Here is a 13,339-nt window from a genome sequence, read left to right as displayed (position 1 = left end):
AAGCCCGCTCCCACATTAGTTCAGGGGTGCTGCAGAGATTCCAGCAGGGCCTCGATTTCCTCAAAGCCTGGTCGGGCCAGTACATCCGGCTGACAGCAACGCTCGCACAGTTCGCACAGCATCTTGTCAATGGCTTGTGCCTCAACCCGCTCCAACAACTCCCCCAGCAGCACCCCGAACGCCCGCACTTCAATACGCTGCAGCGCACGGGTTTCCAGGGTGTTCGCCGTGGCATGGAATGACGCCGCGCCAAAGTCTCCGAGCAAGCAATCACCTTCTGCGTTCCACAAAATATTGTGACCATACAGGTCACCATGGGTAATGCCGTGCCGATGCAGGTGCGCCGCCACCGAAGCAATGCCCCGCGCCATGCGCAGTGCCACGTCCAGGCTGAAACGGGTGGTGGGTGCGTAGACATCCCGCGTGCACGACGCCAGGCTCGGCAGGGCTGCGAGGTTGCGGTAACTCGGGTCGATCAGCTCCATCACCAGGGCGGCCTGGTTATCGGGATGGCCGACGACGCGTCCTTCAACCTTGATCAGGCTGGGATGCAGGCCGGCAGCGATGCAGGCTTGCATTTCATGCAGCGGTGAACCGTCGCTGGTGATGGTGCCCTTGTACAGCTTGACCGCGACCGGCAACGCCCGGGGTTTCCACAGCGCCTTGCGAATAATCCCCGAAGCGCCTTCGCCCAGGACGTCGCCCATTTCCAGCTCCTGCCAGGCGATGTTCGGCGTCGCCTCGTCAGCGCTTACCTGCACGGCCATTTCCACCGGATTGCCGGCATAGGCCAGCCAGGTCAGGCTCGGCAGGGTCAGCAGCCACTGCGGCAGGTGGGTGATGCGGTTGGAGGCGATGCGGATCAACTCCAGGTTTTGGCACTGGGCCAGGCTTGGCGGCAGGTCGGTCAACTGGTTACCGGCCAGCATCAGCTTTTGCAGCAAGGGGCGTTCGCCCAGTTCATCGGGCAATTGGCTGATGCAGTTGTCGGTGAGGATTAGCCAGCGCAACAGCGGCGGCAGGGCGGCAGCGGCTACCTGGCTGATCTGGTTGGCCTTGAAGCCGATCATGCTCAGCTTGGCGCACTGGCCCAGGCATTGCGGCAGTTCGGTAAAGGCGTTGTCCGAACAGAACAGCACACGCAGGTTCGTCAGGCGGTGCAGGTCGTCGGGCAGGCTGCTCAGGGCGTTGCCGGTGAGGTTGAGGATTTCCAGCGAGTCGGCCAGTTCGAAGATTTCCCGGGGGAACTCGGTCAGCCCGCAGGCCAGGTCCAGGCGCGTAACGCCAGCCAATTGGCCAGCCTTGAGTTGGGCGAGGGTATTCATGCAGGGCGCAGTGCTCGGAAGGAGGCGTAAAAGGCGCTCATGATAGCGGCTCGGGCGCGGGTTGCGGGCAGCGCGTGTGCAATTGGCGCAGGCGGCTGGCGGTGCGGGCGAGGTCGATGGCCTGGCCTTCCAGGCATTTATCCAGGGGCTGGTGACCGATAAGTGTCAGTTGCTTGTCCTGGTCGTAGAGCACGTCTACCAGGTTGATAAAGCGCTGTTGCACGGCGATGGGGCATTCGGCCAGATGCGGCAGGCCGTCGATGATCCAGTGGTCGAAGTCCTGGCACAACAATAGATAATCCATGACCGCCGTGAGCTGTTCGCACAGGTCGTTGAAGGTGAACGCGATGGTTCGTGCCTGGTGGCCTCGGCACTGTAACTGCCGAGTGCCGACCTTCAGGGGTTGCGCCGGGCAATCTTTGGCAGGCAGGCCCAGGCTTTCACGCTGGCCAGCCGTACCTGGCCAGACGTACTGGCCGCCCGTGAAGCGTTGTTGCGCGTGGGCCTGGGCCAGGCTGCGAAAGTCCTGAGGCGCACTGACTTCCAGCACCTCCATGCGCGCGGCGATCAGCTCGATCACCGGCTTGAAGCGTTCGTGGTACAGCGGGTTGGGCAGCAAGCCTTCGGGTGGGTAGTTGGAGGTCACCAGCACCAGCACGCCGCGTTGGAACAGGGCCTTGAACAGGCGGCTGATGAGCATCGCATCGCCGATATCGTGCACATGGAATTCGTCGAAACACAGCACGCGGCAGCCGGTCAGCAACTCGTCCAGAGTGGCGCCCAAGGCATCGTCACGCTCGCGGTGCAGGAACATGCCTTGGTGCAGCCGGGCGAAGAAGGTGTGGAAATGCACGCGCTGCTTCTCGGCGATGGGCAGTGCCTGGAAAAATCCGTCCAGCAGCCAGCTTTTGCCGCGCCCCACCGGGCCGTGCAGGTACAGGCTGCGCGTGGCCTGGCCGTTGAGCAGGTGTTGTGCCTCGCGATTCAGGGCGGTAATCGCCCGGATTTGCCCGTCACTGAGGGTATAGCCCTGTTGTTCGGCCTTTTTTTGAAAATACGCCGGGATAGGCGAGGCGTCCGAGGCGTCGGTTTTTTTACCCAGCAGGCGCTGGAGCAGGGCAAGCACGGCCAAGAATAAACACTCTGTATTACGGTAGTCGCTCACTGTAGGACGCCCGATGCCGTTTGACCAATAGGAAAGGGCCCCAAGCCATGCAAACTGGCACTTTCGCGTTAACTGGCTAACCTCATACACAGTTGTCACCCCTGTATAAGGAATTGGGGCTGTGAAGGGACCGGCGGTATTGGCTGTCATGGGCACGATGCTCTGCAACACGGTGTTTGCTGCGCAACTCCAGGTGGAGGTGCGCATCGACGTGCAGCGGGGTTGCCAGTTGGTGGGCACCACCCGCAATGCGGGCATCGAGCAACTTGGCGTATTGGATTTCGGCAGCGGCCCGCGTCTGGATGACCCGGCCGGCCCCCTGAGTGCGGCCCTGATCAGCCAACGCCAGCCGCGCCTGGAATGTAACCCCGACACGCCTTACCAAGTGCGCGTTGACGGCGGCCTGCATGGCGGCGTCGGCGAAGTACGTTATCTCGCCAATCCGGCGCCCTCCAGTCGGCCCATCCCCTATCGAATCTATGCCGACGCCGCGCGGCTGATCCCCTTGCCAGTGGACGTGCCCATCAGTGGCCGCGTGCCGGACACCGGCTCTGTCGACCTGCCACTGTATGGCCGCATCGAACCGCTCAAAGGCATTCCCGCTGTCGGCCGTTATTCCGACCTGCTCAAGGTCACGGTCACATGGTAAGCCGCTACCTGGCTGTGACGGCCCTGGGTGGCCTGCTGTTGCTGGCGGATGACGCGCAGGCGGCGGTGGTCAACGGCCAGGTCCACGCGCGTTTGGTGATCACCGCCAGTTGCGAAGTGAGCAAAGACGTGGAAACCGCGCCGGTCACGCCTGAGGGCGGCACGGCGCTAATGGATTTCGGCAGCCAGGGGCCGACCTGGAGCAACACGCTGGGCGCGTCGATTTCCGATGCTGACAAGGCGCCGCTGTCGGTGTCCTGCAACCCCTCGGTGGTCAGCAGTTTCACGGTGACCATCGACGGCGGCGCTAATGGCGACGGCACCACGCGGCGCCTGAGCAATGGCCGCCAGACCATTCCTTATCGACTGTCGGCGGATCCCCAGGGGCGCAGTGCCTACAGGATCGGCCAGCAACGCAATTTCGTCGTGACCCAGGGCACCCAGGTACCGATCCCGGTATTCGGTTCCGTGGTGGCGAATACCAGGGCCCTACCGGCCGGCATCTACACAGACACCCTGACGGTGACTCTGGATTGGTAAACCATGAGGATGGATATCATGCATGTACTTGTATCGCGAATCGGCCTCTGTGCCCTGGGCCTGGGGCTGGCGTCCAGCCTGAACGCGGCGACCACGGTGACCGGGCAGATCAGTTCCAGCCTGACCTTGATCGCCAGTTGCCAGGTCAACGGCTCCGGGGCGGCCACCGGGTTGAATTTCGGTAGCTTGAACTTCGGCACCACCAACAGCCTGTTTACCAATGCCGACGCCCAGTTGCTCGGCGGCACCGGTACCGGCGGCGCGTTGTCGATCCTGTGTTCGGCTGGCACCGCGCCAACGATCAAGGTGCGTGCCGGCGCCCACGACGGTGCTTCCCCCGGTGGCACCCGTGCGCTGGCCGATGGCGTGGGTAACTTCGTGCCCTACGATTTCTACACTGACAGCGGGCGTTCAGCGCTGTTGGCGATTGACGGCGTGGTGACCCTCGCCACCAGTACCGGCGTGGCGCAGACCGTCAACCTTTACGGCCGGGCGGTGGGCAAGGCGGGTCTGCCGGCGGGCACCTACACCGACACCGTGGCCGTGGAACTGACGTTCTAACGATGTGGCCCAGGGTGTTGCTCGCCATCGGCCTGGCGATACCGTTGCCGCTGTCCGCGGTGGTCAACCAGAGCTTCCAGGTGAGTGCGACCATCACGCCGGGCTGTCTGATCGTGGGCGGCGGCGCCAACTACGGCACCTTGGCCTACGGCAGCTATTCGGCCCTGGCCACCAGCACGGTCACAGCGGCTCTCACTGGCGGGGTAACCCTGCAATGCACGCCGGGCGTGGCCCTGAGCATGAGCGTGGATGGCGGCCTGTACAGCAGCACCGGACGCAATTTGCAGCTCAACAGTGGCAGCGCGCGGGTGGCTTACCAATTGTTTCGCGATGCGGCATTCAGCCAGAGCCTGGGCATCAACCAGAGCGTCAGCGTGACCTACAGCGATGCGAGCAATATCAGCCTGCCGATTTACGGGCGGGTGGTTTTACCGGGCAATCAGCCTGGGGGGACGTACAGCGACACGCTGCAGGTGCAGCTGACGTGGTAGGGCTAACGGATTAAGGAGGGGTGTCATGGGTTGTGCTTTGCGACGGTTATGGACCGCGGGTTTCGCCTTGGGGGCGTTGTGCTCGGCGGGGTTTGTACAGGCGGCCAGTTCGGTGCTGATCTGGCCCATCGACCCGGTGCTGGAGGCTGACCAACAGGCCAGCGCGCTGTGGCTGGAGAACCGTGGCACCGAGACCGCCAACCTGCAGATCCGCGTGTTTGCCTGGAGCCAGAACGGTTTCGACGAGCAGTACCAGAACCAGCGCGATGTGATCGGCAGCCCGCCGGTGGCCAAGATTGAGCCGGGCCAGAAGCAACTGGTGCGCCTGACCCGCACCCGGGAGGTACCGCCGGGGCAGGAGTTGGCCTATCGCATCATCATTGACGAAATCCCCTCGGCGCTGCAGGTGCCAGCACCGCCGGAGGGCAAGAACACGGCAGCGGCGATTCGCTTTCAGATGCGCTATTCGGTGCCATTGTTTGCCTACGGCGCTGGCCTGTGGAGCAAGGACGACGCCACCCGCCAACGTGACCCCAAGGGCGCGGGCAAGCCGCAGTTGAGCTGGCAAAAGGTCAACGTGGCAGGGCGCAACTACATCGAGGTGCGCAACCAGGGCGCCGTGCATGCGCGGCTTACCGATGCGTCATTCAAACAGGGCGGGCAGACCCGGCCGTTGGTGGACGGCTTGCTCGGCTATGTGCTGCCGGGCGCGAGCATGCGCTGGCCGGTGCCGGATGCCGTATCGGCCGACCAGCCGTTGCAGGTCCGGGTCAACGGCGCGCCGCAACTGGAGAGCCTGGCGCCCAAGCGATAACCGTTATGTAGCGCAACGGGCACACGCCCGGGTTTTAACAGGATGGAGATGTCCATTGAGGGACACAACGCCATGGTGAGTCGTGGTTGGGCTCGGGTTTTATGGCCGTCGGTGGCAGTGGCAAGCGGGCTGTGGGGCGCAGCGATGGCGGGCGACCTGCCGCCGCCGCCCGGCAGCATGGAGGCAGTTGCCGATGCACAGCTGTTTCTGGAACTGGTGGTCAACCAGATGGACACCGGCCGCGTCATCGCGGTCGAGCAGCGCGCCGGCCAGCTGTTTGTGCCGGCCAGCGCGTTGCAGGACGTGGGTATGAAACTGCCCGGTGAGCCCGTCGGCAGTGTGGCCCTGGACCAGGTGCCGGGCCTGCACAGCGACTACGACAGCAACGGCCAGCGCCTTCTGCTGGATGTGCCGCCCTCCTGGCTGCAGGAACAGTTCATCGGCAACCGCAATACCTATCCGCGTACCCAGGCCATGAGCAGCTTCGGCGCCTTGCTCAACTATGACGTGTATTTCAATGACACCGACGATGGCGGCAGTTACCTCGCGGCCTGGAACGAAGTACGGCTGTTCGACACCTGGGGCACTCTGTCCAACACCGGGCAACTGCGCGAGACCCTGTCCGATGGAATCAGCGGCGGCACCCTCGACAATGGTTACCGACGTTACGACACCACCTGGCGTTTTTCCGACGATGAGCGCCTGCTGACCTACGAGGCCGGCGACGTGATCAGTGGCGCGCTGCCCTGGAGTAGCTCGGTGCGCCTGGGCGGGGTGCAACTGTCCCGGGATTTTGCCGTGCGCCCCGACCTGGTCACGTACCCCTTGCCGCAGTTTGCCGGTGAGGCGGCGGTGCCCTCGTCGGTGGACCTGTTTATCAACGGCTACAAATCCGACAGCGCACGACTGCAACCCGGCCCCTACACCCTGACCAACATCCCATTCATCAACGGTGCCGGCGAGGCCGTGGTGGTCACCACCGATGCCTTGGGCCGCCAAGTATCGACCACGGTACCGTTCTACGTCACCAGCACTTTGCTGCAACAAGGCTTGACGGACTTTTCGCTGGCCGCCGGTACCTTGCGCCGTGACTACACCCTACGGGACTTCGGCTACGGACCGGGCGTGGCCAGTGGCACGTTCCGCTATGGCTATTCCGATAACCTGACCCTGGAAAGCCATGCCGAAGCCTCCAGCGACCTGAGCCTCGGCGGGCTCGGCGGCAACCTGCGCCTGGGCAACTTCGGCGTGCTCAATACCGCCCTCAGCCAGAGCCAGTTCGACAGCCGCACGGGCCAGCAACTGAGCCTTGGTTACCAGTACAACAGCACGCGCTACAGCTTTATGTACCAACGGGTGGAACGTCGCGACGACTACGCCGACCTGACCCTGGTCGATACCCCATACGCCAGCCTCAGCAAGCGCAGCGAGCAGGTGACCCTGAGCCTCAACCTCCAACGTTTCGGTAGCCTGGGCCTGGGCTATTTCGACGTGCAGGCGGCGGACGACTCGCGCACGCGCCTGCTCAACCTGAGCTGGAGCAAACCGTTGTGGCGCAACACCAGCTTTTATCTGTCAGCCAACCGCGAAATCGGTGACAGCAACTGGGCCATGCAGGCGCAACTGGTCATCCCGTTCGACCTCAACGGCAGCCTGGCCTTGAGCACCGAGCGCAGCAAGGATGGCGCCAGTCGCCAGCGCATCAACTACAGCCGCGCGGTGCCCAGCGAAGGCGGGGTGGGCTACAACCTCGGCTATGCCCAGGGCGATGCCCCCAGCTATCGACAGGCCGACCTGACCTGGCGCTTGCAGTCGGTGCAGTTGCAGGCCGGCGTGTACGGCAGCAGTGAGGCCATGACGCGCTGGGCCGATGCCAGCGGCTCGCTGGTGTGGATGGGCGGCGAAACCTTTGCCGCCAACCGCATCAATGACGCCTTTGTGGTAGTGAGCACCCAGGGTTTTGCCGGGATTCCGGTGCGCTACGAAAACCAGCTGGTGGGCCAGACCGACCGCAACGGCCATTTGCTGGTGCCGTGGAGCAGTGCCTATTACCGCGGCAAATACGAGATCGACCCCCTGAACCTGCCGGCGAATGTGCAAAGCCCCAATGTTGAGCAGCGCGTATCGGTACGCCGTGGCAGCGGTTACTTGCTGGAATTCCCCCTGCGCCGGGTGCTCGCTGCAAGCATCACTCTGGTGGACCGCCAGCATCAGGAGTTGCCGCTGGGCAGCTTGGTAGTGCACGAGCAAAGCAACACCCAGGCGGTGGTCGGCTGGGATGGCCTGGTGTATCTGGAAAACCTCAGCGCGCACAACACCTTGCAGGTCACCCTCGGTGAGGGCCGCACCTGCCAGACGACATTCGATATTGATGAACAGCAACAGGACGTGCCCTTGATCGGGCCATTAGTGTGCCAATGAGGCATCGAACAGGGAGTGTTCAGGTGAGGGGCAGCGTAGGGTTATATGGCGTAGGTTTGTTGTTTTGCGGGCAGGCGATGGCGGCGTGTTCGGTGGTGTCCACCGTGCCGGCCAGTTTCGGCTCAATCAGCTCGATGACGGTGCGCACCGCCGCGCAAACCAGCTCTACGACTAATTCGGGGTTGAGTTGCACCTCGGCGTTGATATCGCTGCTGGTGTCCACCGACCACTTTTACGCCACGATCACATCGTCGCAAAGTGGCATGGTCGGGCCGACCGGTGATGTGATCAGCTATACGATTTATGGCAACAACAGCACCAGCTATCCCATCACCCGTGGCAGCCAATTCGATTTCGGCGGCGCTGGCGGCATCGCCCAGAGCATTGGCCTGATCGCAGGGCCCGGCGCGAAAACCGTACCGCTGTACCTGAGCAGCATCACCGGCAGCAACGTCGCCGCCGGGGTGTACACCGAGACACTGAGCATCGCCTGGGTGTGGAATTATTGCTCGGGGATCGGCCTTGGCGGCATTTGCCTGGGACGTGACACTGGCAGTGGCACGGCGTCCCTGACCGTCAGCATGACCGTGACCAACGACTGCCAGATCACCGCCCCGAATATCAGCTTCGGCAGCGCGCCGGTGGTCAGTGGTTTTACCGCGGTGAGCGGGCAGACCATCAACATCGCCTGCACCAAGGGCAGCGCCTATACCGTGGGCTTGAGCGATGGCCAGAACCCGGTGAGTGTCGGCGGCCGGCGGCGCATGGTTTCCGGCGGCAATTACCTGGCCTATGACATTTTCAAAAGCGCCGGCACCACGCGTTGGGGCAGTGTCGGCGCGGCGCGGCGGGCCAGCTCCACGGCCGAGGTCAACCCCGGAAACGGCTTGGGCAATGGCAGCCAGGTGTACAACTACAACGCCAAGGTCTACACCGATCAGCCCACCCCACCAGCCGGCACCTATCTGGATAATGTGGTGCTGGACGTCGGTTTCTAGAATGGCGTCTGCAACGCGGCGGCCTGATCCACCGGGCTGACCATCGCATAGTTGTAGCCGCCGCCCGACCAGTAGTCGGCCTGCAAGCCATCGACACTGCGGCTGCCGCAAGGCAGGAAACCGTTGTTCGGGCCCGGCGGGCGGATATAGAAGCTGATGCGCCGGCCTTGCGCATCCTGGTACAGCACCATGGCTGCCGCGCCTTGGTCGGTGGTGAGCAGGCGCCCGCTGACCGGTTTGAAACCGGCTTGGCTCAGGTCGGGCAGGCGATGGGCCTGGTTGAAGTAACGGTCGAGCCAGGCCTGCATAGTGCCGCGGTCCTGGGCGTTGTAGTCGGCGGGCATGATGCCGTCCTGGGCAAACAGGCGATAGGCCTGCATGGCGTCGGTCATCGGCAACAGTGGCGGCTGGGTGGCTTCACGGGCGTGCCAACCGCCAACCCCGCCGAGGCTCACGGCGATCAGCAACAACGCCGCCGTGGCCAAGTGCCGACGGGACTGTTTCTTGATGCGCTGGCGAATCAGCGCCGGGTCCAATGCCGGGTTGTGCGGCTGTTGCAGGGCGCCGCTCAACGACGCACGCAGCAACTGCGCATCCTGTTGCCAGGCCTGTACCTGGGCCGCCACTTCGGGGTGGCTGGCCAGCCAGGTTTCAAGCACACGGCGATCAGTGTCCGGCAATTGGTGATCGACGTAGGCATGTAAATCGCGTTCGCTGGGGGGCAGGCTGATCATTTGAGTCTCCGCAGGGCAGGGCCGGTCATTTCGCCATCGCTGAGTTGACGCAGCGCTTGGCGTGCGCGGGACAGGCGTGACATCACTGTGCCGATGGGCACCTTGAGGATCTCGGCCACTTCCTTGTAGCTCAAGCCCTCGACGGACACCCACAGCAACAGGGCGCGCTGTTCGGTGTTCAGTTGGTCGAAGGCTTGCAAGGTGGATTGGGCCAGCACCGTGCGTTCCACCGAAGGTTGCACGTCATCGCGGCCGGTGAAGAATTCGAGCATGCGCGCATAGCGGCGGTTGCGGCGGTGGGCGTCGAGGAACTGGCGGTAGAGGATCGAAAACAGCCAGGCGCGCAGATCGCCCTCGATACGTTTATCGGCCCAGGCGACGATGGCGCGCTCCAGGGTCGATTGCACCAGGTCATCGGCGCTGCTGCTGTTGCGCGTCAGGGACACGGCAAAACGCCGCAACCTGGGAATGAGTTCACGTAACTGTTCGTCGAGTTCATGCATGGGCGTCTGGCTGGTCACTACGCTGGGACTAGAGAGACGTCCGGCGTTGAAGGTTATTCCCCGTCCCGCAAAATAAATCCAGGGCCTGGGAATAGAGCCAATCGGCGTTCGTCTTAATGCTCCGACCTTATGTTTCAGCCTGAGGCCTCTGGCCCTGGAGTTCCTGCATGGTAGATCACTCATCACCCCCCCGTCCTCCATTGAGCACTGCGAGCCTGATCGCACGACTTGCCGGCATCGGTGCCGTGGTTGCGGTTGTTGCCGGGGCATTTGCCTACGTCAATGGCACGCTCGACCCACAACGCCTGCGGCCAAAAACCTTGGTCAATGCCCTGGAAACCAATAACGGCGTGCATCCGGGCTTTCGCCGTAACCATGCCAAGGGCGTATGCGTGGCGGGTTATTTCGAGAGCAGTACTGAGGCCCGTGCCTATTCCAACGCCCAGGTGTTCAGCGAGGCCAAGACTCCGATCATCGGCCGCTTTGCCTTGCCCAGCGGCAACCCGTACGCGCCGGACAGCAGTGTGCCGATTCGCAGTTTCGCCGTGCAGTTCAGCCAGGCCAACGGCCAGCAATGGCGGACGGGGATGAACAGCATGCCGGTGTTCCCAGTGGGCACGCCCGAGGCGTTTTACCAGTTGCTCAAGGCCGGCGCGCCAGATCCGGCCACCGGCAAGCCGAACCCGTCAAGCATGCCGGCGTTTTTTGCCGCACACCCCGAGACAGCGCCATTCCTGGCCTGGGTCAAGACCGCCAAGCCATCGGCCAGTTATGCGACTGAAACCTATAACGGCATCAACGCGTTTTACCTGGTGGCTGCCGATGGTACGCGCCAGGCCGTGCGTTGGGAGGTGGTGCCCCAGAGCCAGGACGCGGCGGGTGATACCGCACCTGCTGGCAGTGACTTCCTCGAGCAGGACTTGGTGCGACGCCTGGCCGCCGGGCCATTGCGTTGGCAGTTGAACATGACCCTGGCCAACCCCGGCGACCCGCTGGACGACGCAAGCAAGACCTGGACCGGCGCGCACAAGGTCCTCAACGCCGGCACGTTGGTGCTGCAAAGCAGCCAGCCCCAGGCAGACGGTGATTGCCGCGATATCAACTTTGACCCGCTGATTCTGCCCAGTGGTATCCAAGCCTCCAACGACCCCTTGCTGGCCGCCCGTTCGGCCGCGTATGCCAGTTCGTACCTGCGCCGCGCCGGGGAAGTCAGCCCGTTGCACAGCGCCCCTCAGGAGTCGAAGCCATGAATGCTCAACCACGGTTCTTTGCGCCCCTGGCGCGCGTGCTGCACTGGCTGATGGCGTTGATGATCATCGCCATGCTGTTTATCGGCGCGGGTCTGGCGGCGTCGGTGTCGGAGCGCCATGAGTGGCTGATCCACCTGCACAAGCCGCTGGGCATTGCGATTCTGGCGCTGGTGATCGTGCGCCTGGCGGTGCGTTTCTCGACGCGCCAACCGCCGTTGCCAGCGGATTTACCGGTGTGGCAAAGGCTCGCAGCCAAGGCTTCCCATGTGCTGTTGTACGCGTTGATGCTGGTGTTGCCGCTGCTGGGTTGGGCGATGATTTCAGCGGCTGGCGACCCGGTGATGCTCAGCAGTAACCTGCAACTGCCCGCACTGGTGGGGGCGAATGCGCCGTTGTTCGCGCTGTTGCGCAAGGCCCACGGCTACCTGGCCTATCTGCTGTTTCTCACCGTGCTGGTGCATCTGGCGGCCGCGTTGTTCCACGGTTTGATCCGCCGCGATGGTGTCTTGCAAAGCATGACCGGCAGCAAGGATTGACCGCTCTTGTGGCGNCCCAGCGCGAGCAAGCTCGCTCGCCACAAAGAGCTCGCCTCGGGGGTTAGCGCAAACGCCCAACGATATCAGCGACGCTGCTCAACACGTCCTTGCCCAACTGTTTTGAACGATCGCCTGACCAGCCAGTTCGCAGGTTGGGCGCGTCGTCGTTGTCCTTGAAGGGCATTTCCAGGGTCAGGGACAGGCAGTCGTATTTTTCTCCTACCGCGTTGCAGGCCAGGGTCATGTTGGCTTGGCCGGGCAGGTCGCGGGTGTAGCCGTGGGTGGTCTGGAAGTCTCGTGTCAGGTGGCTCAAATGGCTGCGGAAGTGTTTTTCCAGGGCTTCGATACGCGGGGTGTAGCCAGGGTTGCCTTCGCAGCCGGCGGTGAACACGTAGGGGATTTCTTCATCGCCGTGGATGTCGAGGAACATATCCACGCCGTACTTTTCCATCTGTTGCTGGACGAACAGGACTTCGGGGCTGAGTTCGTGGCTGGCGCTCTGCCAAGCGCGGTTCAGGTCCTGGCCCATGGCGTTGGTGCGCAGGTGGCCGTGGAAGGCGCCATCCGGGTTCATGTTCGGTACCAGGTACAGATCGGCGACGGCCAGCAGTTTTTTCAGTTCGTCGTCGCCGTCCTTTTGCAGGCGCTCAATCACGCCCTCCATAAACCATTCGGCCATGTGTTCCCCGGGGTGCTGCTGGGCGATGATCCACACCTTGCGCCGGCCCTCGATTCCTTTGCCTCGGCGCAGCAGTTGAATATCGCGGCCTTCAGCGCTCTTGCCGGTGGCCAGCAGGGTGACCCCGGCGTACTTCAGGGCTTGCTCGATCAGCCAGTCATGGCGCTCACGGCTGTAGGGCTCGAAGTAGGCAAACCAGGCGTGCTTTTCCCGGGTCTGGAGGTTGATGTGCAGGATCTCGCCATCAAAGCGCGTCGGTACCCGGAACCAGTTGATATGGTCGTAGGACGCCACGGCGTTGTAGCCGCTCCAGGCATGCTTGTAGGACGAGCGCCCTGCGTTGCTCAAGCGAAAGGTATGGGTGTGTCCCACGTGCATGCCTTCGGCCTTGAAGTGGAACCATTGGTAGTGATCGCTGCGGGTATCGGGTTTGATTGCCAGCAACAACTGATAAGCGTCGCTGGCATCCAGGACCTGGATATTGCCGCTGTCGAAGTCGGTGCTGATCTTGATGGAGGTCAAGGCCACGGTCATAGTCTGGTTGCCTGAATATGAGTGATGTGGCGGCTATCTTACACAGGCGTTCGGTAAAACCAGGATGCAAAAATTGTTGCAGGGGAGGGGGCGTCATCCGTGACGCCGCCGCAGCTTAGAGTCTATGAGATTGATTCTCA

14 protein-coding genes are annotated in these 13,339 nt (G+C 63.0%); 9 read left to right on the top strand and 5 right to left on the bottom strand.

Going from position 1 to position 13,339, the window contains the following annotated elements; translation table 11 throughout:
* Window positions 1-20: 20 nt before the first annotated feature.
* Window positions 21-1,325, bottom strand: coding sequence for a protein kinase (locus ACTJLA_RS10220; protein WP_314546109.1), 1,305 nt, complete (start codon window positions 1,323-1,325; stop codon window positions 21-23).
* Between the two features lie 37 nt (window positions 1,326-1,362).
* Entirely contained in the window at window positions 1,363-2,457 is a 1,095-nt protein-coding gene (zapE, locus tag ACTJLA_RS10215; RefSeq protein ID WP_314546112.1) for a cell division protein ZapE, read from the bottom strand.
* A gap of 181 nt (window positions 2,458-2,638) precedes the next feature.
* Between zapE and ACTJLA_RS10210 the strand changes: the two genes are divergently transcribed.
* From ACTJLA_RS10210 to ACTJLA_RS10180, 7 genes are all read left to right on the top strand, one after another.
* Entirely contained in the window at window positions 2,639-3,139 is a 501-nt protein-coding gene (locus ACTJLA_RS10210) for a Csu type fimbrial protein (protein ID WP_425049066.1), read from the top strand.
* Window positions 3,133-3,678, top strand: coding sequence for a spore coat protein U domain-containing protein (locus ACTJLA_RS10205; protein ID WP_034127930.1), 546 nt, complete (start codon window positions 3,133-3,135; stop codon window positions 3,676-3,678). The genes ACTJLA_RS10210 and ACTJLA_RS10205 overlap by 7 nt, the downstream gene beginning before the upstream one ends.
* 18 nt (window positions 3,679-3,696) lie before the next feature.
* Window positions 3,697-4,239: a Csu type fimbrial protein gene (locus ACTJLA_RS10200; RefSeq protein WP_003192220.1), complete on the top strand. Its 543-nt coding sequence runs from the start codon at window positions 3,697-3,699 to the stop codon at window positions 4,237-4,239.
* A 2-nt stretch (window positions 4,240-4,241) separates the two neighbouring features.
* Window positions 4,242-4,730, top strand: coding sequence for a Csu type fimbrial protein (locus ACTJLA_RS10195; protein ID WP_014718968.1), 489 nt, complete (start codon window positions 4,242-4,244; stop codon window positions 4,728-4,730).
* Between the two features lie 25 nt (window positions 4,731-4,755).
* Window positions 4,756-5,544 carry a fimbrial biogenesis chaperone gene (locus tag ACTJLA_RS10190; protein WP_014718967.1) on the top strand — a complete coding sequence of 263 codons (789 nt, stop codon included), beginning with the start codon at window positions 4,756-4,758 and terminating at the stop codon, window positions 5,542-5,544.
* A gap of 72 nt (window positions 5,545-5,616) precedes the next feature.
* Window positions 5,617-7,965, top strand: a complete 2,349-nt coding sequence (locus ACTJLA_RS10185) for a fimbria/pilus outer membrane usher protein (RefSeq protein WP_440841190.1) — start codon at window positions 5,617-5,619, stop codon at window positions 7,963-7,965.
* Complete coding sequence (locus ACTJLA_RS10180; RefSeq protein WP_170949820.1) at window positions 7,962-8,963, top strand: Csu type fimbrial protein; 1,002 nt, start codon at window positions 7,962-7,964, stop codon at window positions 8,961-8,963. Before ACTJLA_RS10185 ends, ACTJLA_RS10180 begins: the two co-directional genes overlap by 4 nt.
* Here the strand turns inward: ACTJLA_RS10180 and ACTJLA_RS10175 are convergent.
* Together ACTJLA_RS10175 and ACTJLA_RS10170 are read right to left on the bottom strand one after the other, a co-directional pair.
* Window positions 8,960-9,697: an anti-sigma factor gene (locus ACTJLA_RS10175; RefSeq protein ID WP_314546127.1), complete on the bottom strand. Its 738-nt coding sequence runs from the start codon at window positions 9,695-9,697 to the stop codon at window positions 8,960-8,962. The two genes, ACTJLA_RS10180 and ACTJLA_RS10175, sit on opposite strands and share 4 nt — an antisense overlap.
* Window positions 9,694-10,200, bottom strand: a complete 507-nt coding sequence (locus tag ACTJLA_RS10170) for a sigma-70 family RNA polymerase sigma factor (RefSeq protein WP_034127925.1) — start codon at window positions 10,198-10,200, stop codon at window positions 9,694-9,696. Before ACTJLA_RS10170 ends, ACTJLA_RS10175 begins: the two co-directional genes overlap by 4 nt.
* A gap of 167 nt (window positions 10,201-10,367) precedes the next feature.
* Here ACTJLA_RS10170 and ACTJLA_RS10165 point away from each other — a divergent pair, with 167 nt between their 5' ends.
* Window positions 10,368-11,450 carry a catalase family peroxidase gene (locus ACTJLA_RS10165; RefSeq protein WP_054917334.1) on the top strand — a complete coding sequence of 361 codons (1,083 nt, stop codon included), beginning with the start codon at window positions 10,368-10,370 and terminating at the stop codon, window positions 11,448-11,450.
* Window positions 11,447-11,986 carry a cytochrome b gene (locus tag ACTJLA_RS10160; RefSeq protein ID WP_032896571.1) on the top strand — a complete coding sequence of 180 codons (540 nt, stop codon included), beginning with the start codon at window positions 11,447-11,449 and terminating at the stop codon, window positions 11,984-11,986. Before ACTJLA_RS10165 ends, ACTJLA_RS10160 begins: the two co-directional genes overlap by 4 nt.
* 61 nt (window positions 11,987-12,047) lie before the next feature.
* Here ACTJLA_RS10160 and ACTJLA_RS10155 read toward each other — a convergent pair whose 3' ends face one another.
* Window positions 12,048-13,199, bottom strand: coding sequence for a M14 family metallopeptidase (locus ACTJLA_RS10155; protein WP_034127923.1), 1,152 nt, complete (start codon window positions 13,197-13,199; stop codon window positions 12,048-12,050).
* Between the last annotated feature and the right edge of the window lie 140 nt (window positions 13,200-13,339).

Source organism: Pseudomonas sp. 22072 (genome assembly GCF_052046095.1).
GTDB lineage: Bacteria > Pseudomonadota > Gammaproteobacteria > Pseudomonadales > Pseudomonadaceae > Aquipseudomonas > Aquipseudomonas paracarnis.
The sequence above is the reverse complement of the archived record's forward strand: the minus strand, read 5'-3'. Positions and strand labels throughout refer to the sequence as shown.